Source organism: Alteromonas sp. ABV4_150, assembly GCF_056311745.1.
Window position 1 is genome coordinate 2,117,662 of sequence record NZ_CM149971.1, and the last position, 19,349, is coordinate 2,137,010.

14 protein-coding genes are annotated in these 19,349 nt (G+C 45.7%); 7 read left to right on the top strand and 7 right to left on the bottom strand.

Annotated elements, in window-relative coordinates:
- Positions 1 to 275 precede the first annotated feature (275 nt).
- From priA to hslU, 5 genes are all read left to right on the top strand, one after another.
- The gene (gene priA, locus ACYX4M_RS09265; RefSeq protein ID WP_476082769.1) at positions 276 to 2,465 is read left to right on the top strand and encodes a primosomal protein N'; all 2,190 of its coding nucleotides are present in this window, start codon (positions 276 to 278) and stop codon (positions 2,463 to 2,465) included.
- A 131-nt stretch (positions 2,466 to 2,596) separates the two neighbouring features.
- On the top strand, positions 2,597 to 3,175 hold the full coding sequence (locus ACYX4M_RS09270; RefSeq protein WP_476082770.1) for an SPOR domain-containing protein: 579 nt from the start codon (positions 2,597 to 2,599) through the stop codon (positions 3,173 to 3,175).
- Between the two features lie 85 nt (positions 3,176 to 3,260).
- On the top strand, positions 3,261 to 4,001 hold the full coding sequence (locus tag ACYX4M_RS09275; RefSeq protein ID WP_476082771.1) for a hypothetical protein: 741 nt from the start codon (positions 3,261 to 3,263) through the stop codon (positions 3,999 to 4,001).
- Between the two features lie 150 nt (positions 4,002 to 4,151).
- On the top strand, positions 4,152 to 4,676 hold the full coding sequence (hslV, locus tag ACYX4M_RS09280; RefSeq protein ID WP_334059867.1) for an ATP-dependent protease subunit HslV: 525 nt from the start codon (positions 4,152 to 4,154) through the stop codon (positions 4,674 to 4,676).
- An 82-nt stretch (positions 4,677 to 4,758) separates the two neighbouring features.
- The gene (gene hslU, locus ACYX4M_RS09285; RefSeq protein WP_334059868.1) at positions 4,759 to 6,087 is read left to right on the top strand and encodes an HslU--HslV peptidase ATPase subunit; all 1,329 of its coding nucleotides are present in this window, start codon (positions 4,759 to 4,761) and stop codon (positions 6,085 to 6,087) included.
- Positions 6,088 to 6,185: 98 nt separating this feature from the next.
- Here the strand turns inward: hslU and ACYX4M_RS09290 are convergent, their stop codons facing one another.
- The 6 genes from ACYX4M_RS09290 to ACYX4M_RS09315 form a co-directional block, all read right to left on the bottom strand.
- Positions 6,186 to 7,184 carry an ATP-grasp domain-containing protein gene (locus tag ACYX4M_RS09290; RefSeq protein ID WP_476082772.1) on the bottom strand — a complete coding sequence of 333 codons (999 nt, stop codon included), beginning with the start codon at positions 7,182 to 7,184 and terminating at the stop codon, positions 6,186 to 6,188.
- A gap of 133 nt (positions 7,185 to 7,317) precedes the next feature.
- A complete protein-coding gene (locus ACYX4M_RS09295) occupies positions 7,318 to 7,524 on the bottom strand; it encodes a hypothetical protein (RefSeq protein WP_476082773.1) in 207 nt (68 codons plus the stop codon).
- Between the two features lie 47 nt (positions 7,525 to 7,571).
- The gene (locus ACYX4M_RS09300; RefSeq protein WP_476082774.1) at positions 7,572 to 7,883 is read right to left on the bottom strand and encodes a helix-turn-helix domain-containing protein; all 312 of its coding nucleotides are present in this window, start codon (positions 7,881 to 7,883) and stop codon (positions 7,572 to 7,574) included.
- Positions 7,880 to 10,156, bottom strand: coding sequence for a peptidase domain-containing ABC transporter (locus ACYX4M_RS09305; RefSeq protein WP_476082775.1), 2,277 nt, complete (start codon positions 10,154 to 10,156; stop codon positions 7,880 to 7,882). Before ACYX4M_RS09305 ends, ACYX4M_RS09300 begins: the two co-directional genes overlap by 4 nt.
- Positions 10,157 to 10,158: 2 nt before the next feature.
- A complete protein-coding gene (locus tag ACYX4M_RS09310; RefSeq protein WP_476082776.1) occupies positions 10,159 to 10,560 on the bottom strand; it encodes a beta-barrel domain-containing protein in 402 nt (133 codons plus the stop codon).
- A complete protein-coding gene (locus tag ACYX4M_RS09315; protein ID WP_476082777.1) occupies positions 10,514 to 11,413 on the bottom strand; it encodes an HlyD family secretion protein in 900 nt (299 codons plus the stop codon). The genes ACYX4M_RS09310 and ACYX4M_RS09315 overlap by 47 nt, the downstream gene beginning before the upstream one ends.
- A gap of 392 nt (positions 11,414 to 11,805) precedes the next feature.
- Here ACYX4M_RS09315 and ACYX4M_RS09320 point away from each other — a divergent pair, with 392 nt between their 5' ends.
- Complete coding sequence (locus ACYX4M_RS09320; RefSeq protein WP_476082778.1) at positions 11,806 to 13,389, top strand: hydroxymethylglutaryl-CoA reductase; 1,584 nt, start codon at positions 11,806 to 11,808, stop codon at positions 13,387 to 13,389.
- A 110-nt stretch (positions 13,390 to 13,499) separates the two neighbouring features.
- Here the strand turns inward: ACYX4M_RS09320 and ACYX4M_RS09325 are convergent, their stop codons facing one another.
- A complete protein-coding gene (locus ACYX4M_RS09325; RefSeq protein ID WP_476082779.1) occupies positions 13,500 to 16,835 on the bottom strand; it encodes an amidohydrolase family protein in 3,336 nt (1,111 codons plus the stop codon).
- Positions 16,836 to 17,095: 260 nt separating this feature from the next.
- Between ACYX4M_RS09325 and ACYX4M_RS09330 the strand changes: the two genes are divergently transcribed.
- Entirely contained in the window at positions 17,096 to 19,303 is a 2,208-nt protein-coding gene (locus ACYX4M_RS09330; protein ID WP_476082780.1) for a molybdopterin oxidoreductase family protein, read from the top strand.
- Positions 19,304 to 19,349 lie beyond the last annotated feature (46 nt).

Here is a 19,349-nt window from a genome sequence, read left to right on the forward strand (position 1 = left end):
ATAGGATGGAAGTGCCTCGATCAAGTGGTTTATGCCCAATTGTTAAACAAATTAGCCAGGCAAGAAGACTATCCAAGGGAGCTACACAAACAACATTCCTTTCATGCTTTAACGTAAAGTATGTTTAAATATTTACCTTTCAAGGCTATACCCACGGACTCTAATAGCAAATGATGGAATGCGTGGCCAAATAAGTATTTTCAGTGTTAGCAAAATCAGTACAAAAAGCGCACTGTGCCCTGTTAGTTGTCAATAAATAAGGTAGAACGTTCGCAATGGCCTATATTCAAGTTGCCGTGCCAGTGCCACTGCGCCAACTTTTCACATATACCCACGATAACGTACTCAGTGCGGGTGTCAGAGTGATTGTGCCTTTTGGTCCACGCAAATTGGTGGGTGTGGTCGTTGAAACCCTACAAAAACCTGAAAGTGAAATTGATAATACCGATAAGCTAAAAGCCATTGAGTCGGTAGTTGACGACGCTCCGGTTATAGACGGTGTGTTGCTGAAAATGGCCCAGTGGCTATGGCAGTATTATCATCATGCACCTGGTGAAGTGCTGCACGCCATGCTGCCTGTTTTACTGCGCAAAGGCGAGTCGGCGGCCCCCACGCCGCAAGACATGCTAATGCTTACCGAAGAAGGTAAACAAACGACCGCAGACACGCTATCGCGGGCGCCTAAGCAACAAGCTTGTTTTACTGCACTGGCTGGTGGTGCCTTAATAGCCTTGCAAGCGCGAAAGCAGTATGGTGCTCCTGCAGTTAAAGCGATTGTCGAAAAGTCATTGGCATGCATTGAAGAGGTCGCACCTGAATTTAAGGCAGGCAGTTGGCTTGCTTCATTATCGCTTTCTGAAAAGCCAATTCCAGACACTGAGCAGTCTGTTGCCATTGCTGCACTTAATCGGCAGCAAGGTAACTTCGCGGTAAGTTTGCTTGAAGGGGTAACTGGTAGTGGAAAAACCGAAGTGTACCTTCAGGCTATTGAACCCTTACTGCGCAACGGAAAACAAGTACTTATACTTGTGCCAGAAATCGGTCTTACGCCCCAGACGGTATCTCGCTTTGAAAAGCGCTTTGGTATTGCGGTTGGCATTATACACTCTCAGCTCTCTGATAAAGAAAGGTTAAACGTTTGGCAGCGGTCTAAAGCTGGCGAACTTGGTATTATTATTGGTACGCGCTCGGCTATTTTCACGCCATTACACAATCCAGGTATGTTGATTGTGGATGAAGAGCACGACGAGTCGTTTAAGCAGCAGGATGGGCTGCGCTACCACGCTCGTGATTTAGCTGCCATGCGTGCCAAGCAGCATAATATTCCTCTTTTGCTAGGCAGCGCCACGCCCGCGCTTGAAACACTTAATAATGCGTTAAGCGGCCGCTATGCCCATTTGCAATTAACCAAGCGAGCGGGAGGTGCGAAAAGCACCCATCAGCATGTGTTGGACGCGCGCGACCAACCTATTCATTACGGCATTTCACAAGGCCTGCTAACTATAATGCGCCAGCATATTAGTGCGGGGAATCAGGTATTAGTGTTTGTGAATCGCAGAGGCTATGCGCCAGCACTGCTGTGTCATCACTGTGGTGAAACCGTAATGTGCAAGCGTTGTGACCGGCCTTATACCGTACATAAAGCGCAGAACCGACTACAGTGTCATCACTGCGGTGGCATGCGCTCAATGCCATCGAACTGCGAGGCTTGCCATCACAATGAATTAGTTACGGCAGGTACGGGAACCGAGCAAGTGGAGCAAGGGCTTGCAAGCTTATTTCCCGGCGTCAAACAAGTACGAATAGACAGCGATACCGTGCGGGGCAAAGACAAACTGCACCAAACACTTGATGCCATTAATCGCCAAGAGTATCAGCTGCTGATTGGCACTCAGATACTGTCAAAAGGTCACCATTTTCCTCATGTAACATTAGTGGCGGTGCTCGATTGTGATGGTGCTCTTTTTAGTGCGGATTTCAGAGCGCCAGAAAAGCTTGCCCAGCTTGTAACTCAGCTTGCTGGAAGGGCAGGGCGTGCCAGCAAACCCGGCGAAATGTGGCTTCAAACTCACAATCCACATCACCCATTGCTGCAAGATTTAGTGAACAATGGCTATGGGCATTTCGCACGCCACGCATTAATGGAACGAAAAGCGGCGCGCTTGCCGCCTTTTATTAGCCAATTTGTTATTCGTGCAGAGGCTACCGATAGCAGTTTGGCTTATCGCTTTCTACAGGAAAGTAAGCAGGTGTTTAACGAACGACACGCCATTGATATAAACGGTCCGTTTCCTTGCCTGATTGAAAAGCGGCAAGGCAGGTTTCGGTTTATGCTGGTGTGCAGCCATGAAAAGCGTGCACCACTTCACAATGCGCTACGTTTGGCGCTGCCATTTTTACAGGCGTTGCCACAGGCAATGAAGGTAAGGTGGTCAATAGATATCGATCCTACCGATTTCAGTTAGCTTGTTGGGTAGCAATACGTTAAAATTTTGGCAGGATTGAAGGTGCAGAAACGCTGCTTCTTCATAAGAATTGGTATATGACGTTTTCTTACGCATACAAACAACGATAACAAGTAGGAATATTGCCGACTATGGCTCAACGCGATTATGTCTCTCGTGGACGCTCTCCTCAAAAAAAGAAACCTGCCGGTAAAGGTAAAAAGCCAGCAGGAAACGCGCAAATAAATGCGTCAGTTGCTGGAAAACTTCCTATTGTGCGTCTTATCGGTGTATTTGCATTGGTTATCGCCTTTGGCGCGTTTTTGTGGTCGATAAAAGACAATGTTGAAGATGACGTGGATGCTCAAACATCACGTCCTGTTGCACCTACCGAAGAGTCTTTACCTGAACTGCCTGAGGAAGAATGGGAGTACATCAAAACCCTGCCAGGATACGAAGTAGAAGTCGAGGTTAAAGAACAAGAAAAGTCTGACAAACGCTATCTAATGCAGTGCGCCTCGTTTAGAACCCGTGCCCAGGCTGAAGAGATGAAAGCCAAAATTGCATTCCAAGGTTTAGAGGCACTTATCAGACACAGCACCGGCAGCAACGGTGATTGGTTCCGCGTTATTTTGGGTCCTTATGAGTCTAAGCGCGATGCGGAGAAAGCCAAGCACAGCCTGCGTAAGGTGAATATTGCCACATGCCAAATTTGGTACTGGAATTTGTAGCTGTTTATTATTGGTAACACTTAATGCGCTGCATTCGGCGCACTGACAGCGCGTAGGGAAAGGATGCGTTTACAAGGAAGTTTGAATGAGTATTGCCACTACTGAACAACCAGATTACGCCGCTTATAGCATAGAAGAGCTTGAGGACGTTCTGGAAAATATCGATAAGCAGGCTTTTCCAGAGCGCTACCAAGCAGCAAAGCGTGAGCTCGCTTCAAAGCGGGCAACGCAGCCACCTGTTAATGATACGGATAGCACCCATCAAGATGAGCATGTTGCTCGACCTAAATGGTCTGAACTACACTTGGTCTCACGCATATCGAACATTACCTTTTTAGTACTTATCGGCGCTATGTTCGTAAGTGCTTTTACCGATTTTATCGTGATCAATGGATGGCTAGACAATTCGAATTGGGCCATCGTACTTCTCACTTTTGCCTATAGCGCCTTTTATTATCTTGCCATTTTTATCGATAAGCGGCACGCGCAGTTTGTGACTAAAGATTTACGTGGAAAAATGACGTTATTTGGTATGCCGCTATTAGCCTTTTTCTTAAGCTTTAGTTTTGTTGATACGGCATTGCCTTACACGCTTCATTTAGCCTCCGATAAACAAAAGATAGAAAGAAAATTTGCTTATGAAAAAGGAAGCGGCTCAAAGCACTGTCGACATCCACTTTTGCTAAAGGAGAGCGGCCCCTTGTCTGATGGGCGCTTATGCTTAAGGAAAAGCGAGCACAAACGCCTACCGAATAAAGGATGGGTGTATGTAAAGGGATATGAAAGTGGTTTTGGTTTTGACATTGAAGGATATCGATTTCGCTAAGCCCATATAATAGGCAGCCCTGAGAGCACATTATTCTATCTTACCCTTGAAATTAAAAAGCCTTCCCCCACTTATTTGTTATTGAATTTGAACGCTGCTGCCTTTGCTAGATTAAAAACGCAGCAGCGCCCAGCTTAACGGGGAAATAACGTGACAACGATTGTATCTGTACGACGTGGGAATCAAGTGGTAATGGCCGGTGACGGACAGGTATCACTGGGCAACACCGTAATGAAAGGGAATGCGCGCAAAGTGCGCCGTTTGTACCACGACAAAATTTTAGCGGGTTTTGCTGGCGGTACTGCAGACGCATTTACGCTATTTGAGCGCTTTGAAGCCAAACTTGAAGCGCACCAAGGCCATTTAACCAAAGCAGCGGTTGAACTTGCCAAAGACTGGCGGACAGATAGGGCGCTACGCAAACTCGAAGCCCTGCTTGCTGTAGCCGATGAAACGGCGTCATTCATCATTACCGGTAACGGTGACGTAGTGCAGCCAGAACAAGATCTTATTGCTATTGGCTCTGGCGGTAACTATGCACAAGCCGCAGCTACCGCACTTTTAAATAATACCGAGTTAAGCGCTAAAGAAATTGCTGAAAAGTCGCTGACCATTGCTGGTGATATTTGCGTATTCACTAACCATAGCCAAACGGTTGATGTACTAGATTACTAAGTAATAGCGAAAGCTATTATTGGCTTGTTGTCGCTCGTTTACGTAGCAAGTACAACAAGTATTGTTAGAAAAGGGTTTATTCATGTCTGAGATGACACCAAGAGAAATTGTTCACGAGTTAGACCGACACATTATCGGTCAACAAGATGCCAAGCGCGCTGTGTCTATTGCGCTTAGAAACCGCTGGCGTCGTATGCAGCTTGAGCCTGAGTTGCGCCAAGAAGTTACGCCAAAAAATATTTTAATGATTGGTCCTACAGGGGTGGGTAAAACCGAAATCGCTCGCCGCTTAGCTAAACTCGCTAACGCGCCTTTTATTAAGGTTGAAGCGACAAAGTTCACCGAAGTGGGCTATGTGGGTAAAGAAGTTGAAACCATCATTCGTGATCTTGCCGACATCGCGGTAAAAATGACGAAAGAAAACGAAATGAAGAAAGTGAAATTCCGCGCTGAAGAAGCAGCGGAAGAGCGCATTTTAGATGTTTTGCTTCCTCCGCCAGAAGACGCGTGGGGCAACAAAGAAGACGTTGAAGATCGCGGCACACGCCAAGCATTTCGCAAGAAACTACGCCAAGGCGATCTAGACGACAAAGAAATTGAAATTGATGTGGCACTTCCGCAGATGGGCGTAGAAATCATGGCGCCTCCTGGCATGGAAGAAATGACTAATCAGCTTCAAGGCATGTTTCAAAACTTGTCGGGTTCGCAAAAGAAAAAGAAGAAGCTGAAAATTAAAGAGGCGTTTAAACTGCTTATTGAAGAAGAGGCAGCACGCCTTGTAAATCAAGAAGATTTGAAAGAAAAAGCCATTGAGTCAGTAGAACAGCACGGTATTGTGTTTGTAGACGAAATTGACAAAATTTGTAAGCGTGAAGGCAATACATCAGGTGATGTGTCTCGTGAAGGCGTACAGCGTGACCTGCTTCCACTAGTGGAAGGTTCAACGGTATCGACAAAACACGGCATGGTTAAAACCGACCATATCTTGTTTATTGCTTCGGGCGCATTCCAAATGAGCAAGCCGTCGGATCTTATTCCAGAGCTTCAGGGGCGTCTACCTATTCGTGTTGAGCTATCTGCCCTTAAAGTCGGTGACTTCAAGCGCATTCTAACCGAGCCAAACGCGTCATTAACTCAGCAGTATGTTGCATTAATGAAAACCGAAGGGGTTGATATCAGCTTCGATGATTCGGGCATTCAGCGAATTGCAGAAGCAGCGTGGCAGGTGAATGAACGCACCGAAAACATTGGCGCACGTCGCTTGCACACAGTGCTAGAGCGCCTTATGGAAGACATCTCGTTTGACGCCTCTGAAAAGAGCGGTGAGTCATTCGTGATTGATGCAGACTACGTTAACAGCCACCTAGAAACCTTAGTGGATAACGAAGATCTATCGCGTTTTATCCTTTAACTTAACGCTAAGTTGTGGCCTCCCAGAAATAGTTGGGTTATCCAATTCAAAGGGAGGCTTTATTATTTTTTATATAGAGTCCTCATAGACCCTATCAGTCAAGTCTCCATCAGCAGCGCCACCAATTTGTCTGTTATATCCAAGCCAGTATCGTTTTCTACCTTTAAAAAGTAGGGACTTGGGTTCGCCTCTAGAAAAAAGTACTTTCCTTTCGTACTTCTGCGCCAGTCTATCGCACACCAGTGCATGCCTAGCGCTTTGCATATTTTAATAGCCAGACGCTGGACCTTGTTTGGGATAATAGTCACAGACACACTGGCATTGTCATCGTTTCTATAATCTAGTTCGCTTGAGTCAATTTGTACGCTTAACACATCATCGCCAAGCACATAGCTACGTACATTTTCACCAGCAATGTACTTTTGGAAGGTCACAGGGCGCTCACTTAAAAGTGTATTTAGGAGCGGGCGCATATTAGGTTGTTTATTCACAAATTGTGCAGTTCTCCCGCCGCGTACCGGCTTATAAATAACTTCGCGCATGTTGTTGCAAAACTGAGAAGCGACTTCCGATGCATTACCAACAAAAGTGTAGGGGATATGTGCCCCCAACTTACAAGCAACACGGGATTGATAAGGCTTACATTGGTGGCTTCTCACGGCGTCGATAGAGTTCACCCATTTGATGTCGCTAAAGCTAAACCAACAAAGCAAAGTACTTGCCCGTTCTTGCTCGGTCCAAGTAGCGCTTGCTATCAGATTAGATGGCTTATCCTTAGGCTTTTCTACCTTAATTTGGTTATTTACTGTGTGGTCGGGATGAGCTTTCTCACTTGACGCCGTCAACGAAGCTCCCGGTAAATATTCATGCCAGTAGGCTGCCTTGGTGTTCGAAAAAGTCACTCTTGGCTGGTCGCACAATGAAGGCGAATTGAAATGAATTAACCCATCATCAAAATCAGGATCATAGCTAATGCTCCATGTTGAACCGAACTGTTGTGTATTAGCAATATAAAAAGGGATAGTTGTTTGACTAAGTGCCTTCGCTACGTGTTGAATTTGTGGGTCTTGCTCGCTTCCTAATAGTGCAACGTGCATTCGCATTCCTTGCTAGCGGGTTATGGGTAATAATTTATACTCACTGGTATAAGAGTATCTGGATGTTAGAAGCGCAACACATGGATATGACAGAATTAGTGTCTATCCATATGTTGACGCTAAATCTTGAAAGCTACGACAAAATGTCTGGTAGCTTTCCACCGCCTTCACCAATGGCCATCGTTATGTAAACTGGCTCTTTCGGTGTTGGACCTACTACCGGTACGGTATCACTTAAACGAATGCGTAGGCCGCCGGATACTTCAAACAGCTGCGCTTCGGCTAACGCAACGGGCTCAGTGCTTGCTGGTTGGTTGTGATCTAGTTGATGGTGTATCATAAAGTACGCTCCTTGTAGTGGCGTGTTGAGTGATGAAGTGGAAGCGCTTATAGCGAAACCACTTCTCGGTAAAGGGTTCTAAAGCAGCAGGCGATAAGTGCTGAGCGGTTACTGATATTAAGCTTTTTATAAATATTGGCGCAGTGAAACTTAACGGTTCGCTCGCTGATAAATAGCTCAGAGGCGATCACTTTGTTAGAGCGGCCTTCCATTATTTTATGTGCTACCTGTAGTTCGCGTTTCGATAAACAGTCCATTGGAATAACGCTGTCACGAGCGGTAATGCCGCTCGCATCTATTTGCATGCGCTCAGCTGCTGTCATCAATACTGCGGGTTCTCTTACTTCATGGTTTTTCATAGTGTTTCTCCGTGCTTATCTGATGTTGTGCTTCCGGTTACTTCAGTGGGAGAGCATAGGTGTAATGTGCCGTGTTCAAGACGATAAACTTTGTCTGCCACAGCAATAGATTGAAGGCGATGTGCCACAATAATTCGGGTCATATTCAAAGATTTGAGGTGTTGATTTATCTGTTTCTCATTGGCCACATCTAGATGGCTGCTTGCTTCGTCTAAGAACAAGATATCAGGCTCTTGGTATAGCGCTCTTGCTAAAAGCAGGCGCTGTTTCTGGCCACCGCTTAAACTGCTACCCATATCGCCTACTAGCGAGTGGTATTGCATAGGCATGTGCATAATGTCGTGATGAATACAGGCAAGTTGTGCTACATAAACCATCTTTTGGAGGTTTGGGACTTCTTCAAAACAACAGATATTTTGCCCAATCGTGCCGCTTAAGCAGGCGTCCTCTTGAAGAACAGAAGCAATGACAGGGTTGGTCTTGTTAGAGTGCTCTATGCTGCCTTGGGAGGCTGGATAAAGGCCCATTAAGCACTTCAGCAACGTGCTTTTTCCACAGCCGCTGCCACCGATTATGGCTATTATTTCGCCGGCTTTTACTGAAAATGTCAGGTTTTTAAATACCCAATCATTCGTCTCTCCATAGCGGTAACTGAGTGACCTAACTGTAAGCGCGGTAGTACCTGACAAAGCGTCATCGTCGAAAGTGCTACTTTCCAGTGTGTCAGCTTTCGGCTGGTTAAGTGGAGTAGGACTAGATGAAATTGAATTCGAAGCAGGGATATCACAGTTATGTGTACTGTGAACGTCAAGTGAACGTTCTACATTATGTAGTGGCTGAGTCTTGGTTTGTTGCGCTGCAGGTGTAAGTAAAATGTCGCTTAAGCGGTTGAAATGAACACCCAGCATGTTGAGCTCAATGAACTTGTTCACTATACCGTCGATAGCGCCTACAAATCTCGACTTATATGCTACAAAGGCCAGCAGCATGCCTACGGAAAGGCTACCTTCCATGACAAGGTTCGCGCCAATGTATACAACGACTAGATTTTCAATACCGAACAACAGTTGATTTGCCAGCGCGCTACCTATGTTAAATTTCCCTAAAGTGATGTCTTTATTAAGCGTTGCAACTAACTTGTTTTGCCAAAGGCTGTGACGCTGAATCTCTTGCCCGTAGACCCGAATGGGTAATATAGCTCTTACGCTTTCCATGAAGTGGCTTTGTTCAGAAGCTGCCAGAGCTATGCGCTCAGTGGTATGTCTTTTAATAAATGGCAGAAGTCCAAGACGGATGGTTAAATAGATAACCATAATCACGACGACAACCAATGTGAGCTTGAAGGAATACAGACTCATCACCGCCAAGGTGGCGACTGCCATAACTCCATCTAACATAGCGGTAACGACCCCAGTGGTTAAAAAGTCTCGAATGCTTGCCAGAGAGCCAAAGCGCGATACCACATCACCAATGTGGCGCTTATCAAAATAGTCTAAGGGAAGAGCTAAAAGGTGTTTGAATACCGATGCCGACATTTGTAGTTGAAGGCGGGATGAAACTGACAAGATAACGAACTTTCTTATACCGCTTGTAAAAGTTTCTAAAACCAGTAATAAGGTAAAGCCAATGGCGAGAGCTTTGAGCAAGGCATCGTTGTTGTAGATTAATACGTCGTCTACCACTGTTTGCATGTAGTAAGGTGCAGCAAGTGCAAAAATCTGCAGCACTATCGATAACGCAAAAAGGGTTAGTAGGTTACGTTTGAAGCCAATGGCGCGGGAGAAAAACTGAGTAAGCCCAAGTTGGGGGGCAGACTTTTTAGGGCTGAAAGTGTTACTTGGTGAGACTTCTAGCGCGATCCCCGTGATGTACTTTGAGGCTTCAGAAAAGCTAAACTTTCTTTTTCCTAACGCGGGATCATGGACAAAAATATGTTTCCCTGTCACTTTCGTCAAAACAACAAAGTGATTCATGTCCCAGTGCAATATGCCCGGGCAAGATAGCTGCGCAAGGTGCTCCATCTCTACTTTAACCGCACGGGTTTGAAAGCCCAAGTCACTGGCAATTCGCATTACGTCTTTTAAGGTTGTACCTCGCAAAGACACAGATATGCTTTGACGCAAAGTATTAAGATCTCGCTTATCGGAGTAGTATTGAGCAATCATTGCTATACAGGCAAGACCACACTCAGCAGCTTCGCTTTGCAAAATAACCGGTATCCGCTTGGTTGTATGAAAAAGCTGTATCGAAAGAGGGGGTGTTAAGCTCATCATGATTAAAGCTCCCCTTTAATGCTATAAAGTGGTTCCATTAACCATTCCATAAGCGTGCGTTGACTTAACTGAACATCTGCCGAAAATGTCATGCCCGCTTTCAATGAAATACTTTTTCCGTACGCCAGTATTTCATTCGTACTCAAAGTGGCAGTAACTAAATAGGCGGGTTCGCTAATAGAAATAGGTACATCGGTAAGTTCGCCAGGTAAGACTAGTGACGGGGAAATATTCACTATCTCGCCAAACTGTACACCAAACTTTTGATAGGGGAACGCGTCGTATCGTATATGAAGGGCTTGTCCTTCTTGTAAAAAGCCCGCTGAGCGCACGGGGACTGCAATGCGTGCTTGAATGTCAGCATTTTGAGGAAGGCAGCGTGAGTAGAGGGCGAGAGCTATCAACCGTATATCCCGCTTTAACGTGTAGACCTGATATTACACCACTGCGAGGCGCATAAATTATCTCTTCCATATTACTTTTGTGATTCACAATTTGCTGAGTGAGATCGCTATATGTGTTCTCTATATTTGCAAGCTCGTTGGCTTGTTGCTCAGGCAATGTAGCTAGGGCATGATTTATCGTTGCTATATTGGCTTGCTCATTACTCCAGTCCTTCTTAGCTAAAGCGAGTTTCTGCTCTGCATTCAAGCGTTGGAATGTATGTGCTTCGAAGTCAGCACGGCTAATATGCCCTTGCTCAAGTAAGGTTCGTGCTTTTTCCCATTGCTTAGATGCTAGGAGCCACTGCGTTTGGGTTAAAGCAATAATGTCACTTAAAGCCGTTGAGGTTTGTTCTGCCTGAGAAAGCTGGTCATCCAACCTCTCTTTTTGAGCTAGGTGCAAGGTGTGCAGGCGCTTCATACTCTGGCGAGTTCTGCTTTGTTTCGCTTCTAATTCCGCAAGTAACTGGGTACTGACTCTATGACCGAACGCATCTTTGCTGCTGTAGCTAATTTTGATTAGCGGCGTTCCTTTTTCAACTAACTGGCCTTCACTGACGATAACGTCGAGTACCTTTCCTCGTCTTGCGTCTGAATAAAGCTTAAATACGCCATGGCTAGGTTCTAGCCATCCAGTTACTGAAGCTTTTCGTGCATAAGTTTCCATATTCAGGTACACGGTAACCGCTAAGATCAATACGGCAAGCAGCCCAGCTACCGCTGAATAGGCTGGCCTAGGCGTCATCAAAAAGCTCCCTTCAACAGTATTTGATTGCTCATCAATAACTTCTTTTCTAAACAACCCTGTTCTCATGTTAATCCCTATATATTCTGCTTCTTGCACTGAAGACTTGTTCAAACATCCCTTGTTTTAGCAATAACCTCGCACATAAAGAGTACCTGGCTGCCGCTTCCATATCGGCGATTAATCCTTGGCATCGCAATCCATGACGCCTCCGTTTTGCTACTACCAGATACCTTGTGGTCAACAATACTGCGGTGACGGTGTTTACTTTAGGTGAGGTAAGAAACCAATGAAGAGGGCGTAGGGTCTAGTTTTCGGTAGCACGCACTCTTATTGGGCTTGGCGCATTTTTGAAAGCGTTTGGCCTAAATTTGAAAGTTGATATTGCGCAACAAAATGGCGAAGAAATGCGAAGAAGTCATAGAAGTGTATAAAGAGTGTGCTATAAAAAACAAAGGAATATGAAAATAAAACGGTCAGAATACGAAGAAGGAAGCAAGATGTTTGTACCCAGCATACTTTTAAAGCAACTTTACACACGTGCAAGCCTTACAAAAACAAACAAAGGCTTATCTTTTTCTCTGAAAAACAGATTAAAAGACGCGACAATCAAGGAAGTAAAATGGATTTCCCTTGATGGAGAGAAAATCCCTGAAGAAAAAATTTCACTCCAACTTACTCCTGACACCTGTATTTCTGTAGAAGCTTTAAATAAGTCGGACGGGGAGTCGTTTGGCTTACGTCAAACCATTACCGTGCATTTAGACATTGATGAGGCTCCATGCCCTGAAAAGCGCAAATTGGGTATTTGCTTTTCTGCATCACCCTTTGGAAAGCTTAAATTCGAAGTAGAAGATAATATTACGGCACCCGGTCAACGCAGTGCTTTTATCCCCCGTGACGACATGGATGACTACGGCGAAAGCATTATAAAAACACGCCAAGAATATTTTGAAAGCGCTACAAACAAGAAAATTGACCACGTGGGTAAGTACTCTATCGACCCACAGCAGCTTAAAGGTAACATTGAGCATTTTATCGGTGTAGCGCAGGTTCCTATTGGAATTGCAGGGCCTTTGAAGATAAACGGAGAGCACGCACAAGGTGAGTTTGTGGTTCCACTCGCGACGACCGAGGGTACTTTGGTGGCTTCGTATAATCGGGGTATGAAATTGCTCAATATGAGTGGTGGCGTAACGGCAACGGTCGTTGATGATGCCATGCAGCGCGCACCGGTTTTTATATTTGAAAATGCCCGGGGTGCCAGGGACTTCGTGAAGTGGATAAAAGAGAATTTTGAGAAGATTAAAGAAGAAGCAGAAGCGACGTCAAGTATTGCCAAGCTGACCTATATCGATCATTTTCTATCGAACAAATTTGCGTTTTTGCGTTTTAACTTTAAGACCGGTGACGCAGCGGGTCAAAACATGGTTGGCCGTGCTACCTTCGCAGCATGCGGGTGGATACTAGATCATTATGAGGGGATAGAGAATTTCTACCTTGAGTCTAACTTTGCTACAGACAAAAAAGCCTCTCAAATAAACATTATGCGTACCCGTGGTAAACGGGTGACAGCTGAAGCCACTATTAAACGCGAACATTTATTAGAAGTAATGCGCGTAGACCCCAAACAGATAGATTATCACGGCCGTGTAGCTGGCGTAGGATCTTTCTTGTCTGGTGTGAATAACACGGGTCTGCATTCACCAAACGGTATTACTGCTATGTTTATCGCCACAGGGCAGGATGTTGCTAACGTGTCGGAGTCGTCAGCGGCAATGATGTATTCAGAATTAACAGACGACGGTGACCTGTACGTGTCTATTACCATTCCATCGCTCATCGTAGCGACGTATGGCGGTGGTACAGGAATAGGTACACAGCGCGAGTGCTTAGAGTTGCTGGATTGCTACGGGCGAGATCGCGTGTATAAATTTGCAGAAATTGTTGCCTCGGTCGTACTCGCTGGTGAAATATCACTTGCCTCAGCCATTAGTTCATCAGACTGGGTGTCGTCACACGAGCAGTATGGTCGAAACCGCTAATCTCTCTTACTAACGCCAGATTAAAATAATGGCGTTACACCTATAAAAAAAGCCAGTGAGCTATGCTTCACTGGCTTTTTTAAAAGTTTTATACCTAAAGCACTTAAGGCCTAGTGCTCCCAATGATAGTGGTGCGCTTTCGCTTCCACTTCATCTGCCGTTTGTTGCGGCATAAAGGTGGCATTGTCTTGCTCAAAGAAAAACGGTTTACGTGTTTCTTTACTGCCTACTTCGTTCATGGTGGCCGACTCGTATACGCGTCCATTTAGTACAGTGTATTCTACGAATTCACTCTTTCTAATGTCGCTTAATACGTCGCCATCAATCACCACTAGGTCAGCAAGTTTACCTTTTTCGATACTGCCAAGATCTTTGCCCATACCAAGGTGTTTCGCACCATCAATAGTACCGCCGCGTAGCGCTTCCCAAGGCGTGAAGCCGCCTTGTTCCATGATCCACAGCTCCCAGTGAGCAGCTAAGCCTTCACGCTGTCCGTGAGCACCAATATGTACACTGACCCCATTATCTCGGAGCTCTTTGGCGTAGCTTGCTACGTTTTGGTGGTTGTACTGATTTTCTGGCGCAGTAGGTCTGCGGATCGCACGGCTATCTAGAATAGTCGACGGCGTATAACGAAGAAGACGCGGGTTCTTCCAGACTTCAGTTTTGTCGTACCAGTACTCTTCACCCATCATGCCGCCGTACGACACAACAAAGGTCGGCGTATAGCCAAACTCAGTTGCTTTCCACAGTTGAGTGACGTCGCTGTAGCCTTTTTCCACAGGAATGCTGTGCTCAAGACCCGTATGGCCATCTACCAGCATAGTCAGATTCTGCTGAAGCTTACCGCCTCCTTCAGGCACTACCATCATCTCTTGATTTTTTGCTGCCCACAGCACTTGCTGACGCTGATCGCGACGAGGCTGGTTGTAGCTTTTCACTGAAATAGCACCGGCTTCTTTCAAGCGCTCTACGTGGAAATAGGCATCTTCATAATTGTTGATAATCGCTTTGTAACCTAGTCCTTCTGCACCGTATAAAATCGTGCCGGTGGAGTAGATACGTGGCGCAACAATATCGCCTTTACGCTGTAATTCTGCCGCAGCAAAAATTTCTGTCGTGTCGTTTGATGGATCATGAATGGTTGTTACGCCGAACGACACATTCGAGTACTGACTCCAGTTTTGCTGAGGAATAATCTCATTGCGGCCCTGCGAGCCGTGAGCGTGCGCATCAACAAGCCCTGGGATAATGGTTTTACCCGTTGTATCTATTTTCATTGCATCATCAGGAATGGTCACATCGCCACGTTTACCCACTGCTTCAATGCGGTTGTCTTTAATCAGCACAACGCCATCTTCAATCACCTCTTGGGTGTTGTCGGCATCGCGCATGGTTACTACGTTACCGCCAACCAAGGCTTTGTAGCCAGAAGGCTTGTCAGCTTTAGTGGTAAACGACAAATCCATACCTTCAGCTACCGGCTCAGGCAGCGTTTCCGCTGCGCCATCAACAAAGGCAAAGGCTTCATCGAGTGAACGGCTAAATAGCGTAGGGCCGTTAAACCAGCTAAGGGTTCTATTGTCAGGCGACCACGTTAAGTATTCACCTGCGCGGCTTGAGAGCTGCGTTACCGGCAGTGAAGTCATGTTCGGGCCTATGGTGATGCGCTTGCCATTTTCGACAAACGGCGCCACGTACGTTTTGAACTGGTAAACAAACGCAACCCATTTCTTATCGTGTGAAAGTTTGTACTCACTTACTTTATCTGCACCGTAAAGGTGAGTTCGCTTGTCGTTACCCTTAAGGTTAACGCTTGAAAGCTGGGTTTCGTAGTAAGCTTCGCCACCTGCTGATTCGGTGAAATACACTCGGTCGTCGTTACCTGCGAAATGCGCGTTGTAGCCGCCTTCAGAGACTTTTTCTACGGTGTCTTCTTCAAGGTCCGCTACATAAATTCCTGGCTCAACCGAGTATTTAGGGTCTAGTAAGTAGCCGCCGGTAAATTTGCGGAAGACGACTTTTTCGCCATCGGCAGAGAACGACGGCTCAATGTAGTGACCTGGCTGCTGGGTAATAACCTTTCCTTTACCCCCGCGAGCAGAAACCACGCGAACGGTGCCTAGGTCTTGGTCATTCCATGTGGTATATACAATCGATTTTCCGTCGTTAGAAAAGCGCGGGTAGTACTCGTCGTGATCATTTTGTTTTGTTAAACGCTTAATTTTGCCAGATTTAACGTCGCGCACATAAAGTTTACCTAACGCTTGGAAAAGCACGGTTTTACCGTTGGGCGACATTTGAGACCAGCGGATCATGCGAACGTCAAATTCATCTGGTGCTACATCAACGTCAAAGCGAAGCGCATCAGCAAATTTCACCGTACCTTCAACGGTTACGTCCATGGTGCTGGTGGTTTTATCTTCCACGTCGATAGTGTGAAACCTACCGCCTGTCCAATATACGATTTTGCTGCTGTCGGGCATCCAGTCGAAGTAGGCAAAGTAACCCTCTGAGCCAAAGCCTTCCTGCATATCTCGCTCTAGTTCCAACGTCAGCGGTGTTTCTACACCTGTCTTAATCTCTTTAATGAAAAGCGCGGTTCTATCTTTAACCCTGCGTACAAAAGCGATGTATTTACCGTCAGGTGAAGGCGTAGGAACGACGGCGCCGCCCGTACCGCTAATATAGCGGCTCTCTTCACCGGTTTCGCGGTCGTAGCGAGTGATAGCAAAAATGCCCTCTAATGGGTCGCGGTTATATTCAAAGCGGGCACCCGGAACCGTATTTTCGGTAAAGTAAATGTACTTGCCGTCATGAGAAAATACAGGGTCAGCAATGTTTTGTTGGTCGCGCTTTCCGCTGTTACGAGCCTTAATTTGTAGGCCGTCACCACCTGATTTGTGGTACATCCAAATCTCGCCCGCCGGAATACTACGGCTAGACATGATGCCTTTGGTTACCACAAGGTATTCGCCGTCTGGGCTCCATTTAGGGGAGTGGATTAGATTGCTTTTCTCTTTGGTTACCTGACGAAGATTACCGCCGTCAATGTCCATAACCCATACGTTGCTTAACCCATCTTTGTCTGAGATAAACGCAACCTGCTTTCCGTCAGGAGAAATAGAAGGGTGAATGTTCCATGCGAAGTCCTGAGTTAGCGGTGTCGCATCACCACCTTTCATGCTGACCTTATATAAGTCACCTAGCATGTCGAAAACCATAAACTTGCCGTTTGGAGCAACGTCTAAACTAGACCACGTGGTTTCATTTGTTTGAATGCTAACTTCGTTTAGCGCGTAAGGAGGGTTGCTAACCTCCCACTTATCAAGTTCGGATTCTGTTTTTTCTTCACTGTCGTTTTGGGCGTATGTGGTAGGTACTACACCTAAGCCCAAAGCACTTACTAGAGTGACGGCTAGTAAACGTTTCTTTGTCGTTATCATAATTGTGTATCCAAGTGCTTGTTATTTATTTTCTGTCTACATCAGAGTACATGATTAAACGTAAAACACCGTACTCTTGGGTTGTAAAACTGAAGTTAATATTACTGCAAAATAAGCGAAATTCATTTAGCTAATGCGATTGTGGGTACAAATTTAACGTTCAACGAATGCGCCATCACTTTCAATGATGCTTGTCTATTACAGCAATAATCGCTAATTTCATAACAAGATATTAACAAGTGACTTGTGTGGGAACTACTGTGAGCAACGTCGAACAACAATTGCATTATTCTACCTGTACGCTTTGTGAAGCCATGTGTGGCATTGAGGTAGCAACAAAAGGCCGCCAAATATTGTCAATAAAAGGGGATAAAGATAACCCCTTTAGCCAAGGTCATATTTGCCCTAAAGCCAGTGCATTGAAAGATCTGTACGACGACCCTGACCGTTTGAAGCAGCCTGTTAAAAGAGTAAGTCTTGAAGGAGGCGAGAGCGGGTGGGAAGAAATCACTTGGGATGAGGCATTTGATTTAGTAGCGAATAATCTGCATAGCATTCAGCAAGCTCATGGCAACAATGCGGTAGGGGTATATTTAGGTAACCCTAATGCACACAATATGGGGTCGATATTGTTTGGGCCGTATTTCTACAGAGCGCTTAAATCGCATAACCGTTATTCCGCCACATCAGTTGATCAGCTACCACATCATATTGTCAGCAGAAGGCTGTTTGGTCACATATCACAAATTCCAATTCCCGACATCGACCACACGCAACATTTTATGATTATTGGCGGAAACCCGCTGGCATCGAACGGCAGCATTATGACAGTGCCAAACGTGAAAAAGCGTTTAAAAGCCATTCAAAAGCGGGATGGGAAAGTGGTAGTTATCGATCCCAAGCGAAGCGAAACTGCCGATATTAGCTGCGAGCACCATTTCATTCGCCCGGGAAGCGATGTGTTGCTATTACTGGCAATGCTGCATGTGTTGTTTGAAAAACAGCTACATAAAATGGATGCAATATTGCCTTATGCCGAAGATATCAAAGAAGTAGAAAATTACGTTAAGGATTATTCGCCGCAAAAAGTGAGTGAGGCCACGGGTATTTCAGCGTCACACATTACTCAGCTAGTTACCGACTTCTGTGATGCCGATTCCGCCGTTTGCTATGGCAGAATGGGGGCAAGCGTGCAGGCATTTGGCACGCTAACGCAGTACTTAATTATGCTGTTTAACATGCTCACCGGAAACTTAGATAAGCAAGGTGGCATGATGTTCACCCAGCCAGCCGCCGACGTGCTTCCAGTATCAGGTAAAGGCAGTATGGGGGGGTTTACCTCTCGCGTAAGAGGGCTTCCGGCATTTGCCGGCGAGTATCCGGTGGCCTGCTTGGCCGAAGAGATACTTACGCCCGGTGAAGGTCAGATTAAAGCCATGGTGATTGGTGCGGGAAACCCAGTGGTTACTACACCTAATGCGGAACAGCTCGACAAGGCATTCTCTGAGCTCGACTTTATGGTGGCGGTAGATTTCTATGTTACCGAAACTTCTCGCCATGCCGATGTAATACTTCCTCCGGTGACTGCACTAGAGCGCGACCATTATGACATTGTGTTTCACAACTTTGCGGTGCGTAATTTTGCTAAATATTCCGAAGCTGTGGTGGATATTGATGAAGACCAGCTTACCGATTGGCAAATTTACTTGTCTTTAGCCGAGCGGTTAGATGCATTAAATGGAAAAAACACGGCACACTACGCTGCACTTTGGGATAAGCAACCGAAAGGTGTGGTAGACGATTTACTGAAAGCTGGGTTGTATGGTGGTAAACCAAGAAGTGCCGACGAAGAGGCTTTTTCTTATTCAAATTCCGCAGCTGATGAAAGCCCAGTGCGAGGACTTTCGCTTAAGACGCTAAAAGCACACTCCCACGGAATTGATTTAGGGCCGCTTCAACCGTCTTTGCCTGAAGCCTTGTTCCATGAAGATAAGAAAATACACTTAGATTTTGATTACTTTATGTCAGACTTAGACAGAGTGAATAAGCACTTCTTTGACATTGAAAATAGAGAGAAATCAATGGTTTTAATAGGGCGCCGGCATATTAAAACCAATAATTCTTGGCTGCATAACAGCGCTCGTATGGTGAAAGGCAACAATCGCTGCACGCTGCAGTTGCACCCTGATGACGGCGTCAAATACGGCATTGAAGATGGTGATGAGGTCAGTGTGAAATCTCGAGTAGGCCAGCTCGTCATCGAGGCTGAAATCACAGATGCAATTATGCCCGGCGTGGTGTCTATACCGCATGGTTGGGGCCACAACAAAAAAGGTATTAAGTTGTCTGTGGCAAGTCAGCATCCCGGAGTTAACACCAATATTCTCACTGACGATTTGCAGGTGGACGAACTGTCGGGCAATGCTGTGTTAAATGGCGTGCCTGTTGAACTCAAAAAGGTAAGCTGAGTGCAAAAAAAACCGGCATTTACTCATGACTAAATGCCGGTTTTAT

Coding starts and splice junctions, on each gene's coding strand:
- priA (WP_476082769.1), top strand. CDS start 276: ATGGCCTATATTCAAGTTGCCGTGCCAGTGCCACTGCGCCAACTTTTC.
- ACYX4M_RS09270 (WP_476082770.1), top strand. CDS start 2,597: ATGGCTCAACGCGATTATGTCTCTCGTGGACGCTCTCCTCAAAAAAAG.
- ACYX4M_RS09275 (WP_476082771.1), top strand. CDS start 3,261: ATGAGTATTGCCACTACTGAACAACCAGATTACGCCGCTTATAGCATA.
- hslU (WP_334059868.1), top strand. CDS start 4,759: ATGTCTGAGATGACACCAAGAGAAATTGTTCACGAGTTAGACCGACAC.
- ACYX4M_RS09290 (WP_476082772.1), bottom strand. CDS start 7,184: ATGCACGTTGCACTATTAGGAAGCGAGCAAGACCCACAAATTCAACAC.
- ACYX4M_RS09295 (WP_476082773.1), bottom strand. CDS start 7,524: ATGATACACCATCAACTAGATCACAACCAACCAGCAAGCACTGAGCCC.
- ACYX4M_RS09300 (WP_476082774.1), bottom strand. CDS start 7,883: ATGAAAAACCATGAAGTAAGAGAACCCGCAGTATTGATGACAGCAGCT.
- ACYX4M_RS09305 (WP_476082775.1), bottom strand. CDS start 10,156: ATGATGAGCTTAACACCCCCTCTTTCGATACAGCTTTTTCATACAACC.
- ACYX4M_RS09315 (WP_476082777.1), bottom strand. CDS start 11,413: ATGAGAACAGGGTTGTTTAGAAAAGAAGTTATTGATGAGCAATCAAAT.
- ACYX4M_RS09320 (WP_476082778.1), top strand. CDS start 11,806: ATGAAAATAAAACGGTCAGAATACGAAGAAGGAAGCAAGATGTTTGTA.
- ACYX4M_RS09325 (WP_476082779.1), bottom strand. CDS start 16,835: ATGATAACGACAAAGAAACGTTTACTAGCCGTCACTCTAGTAAGTGCT.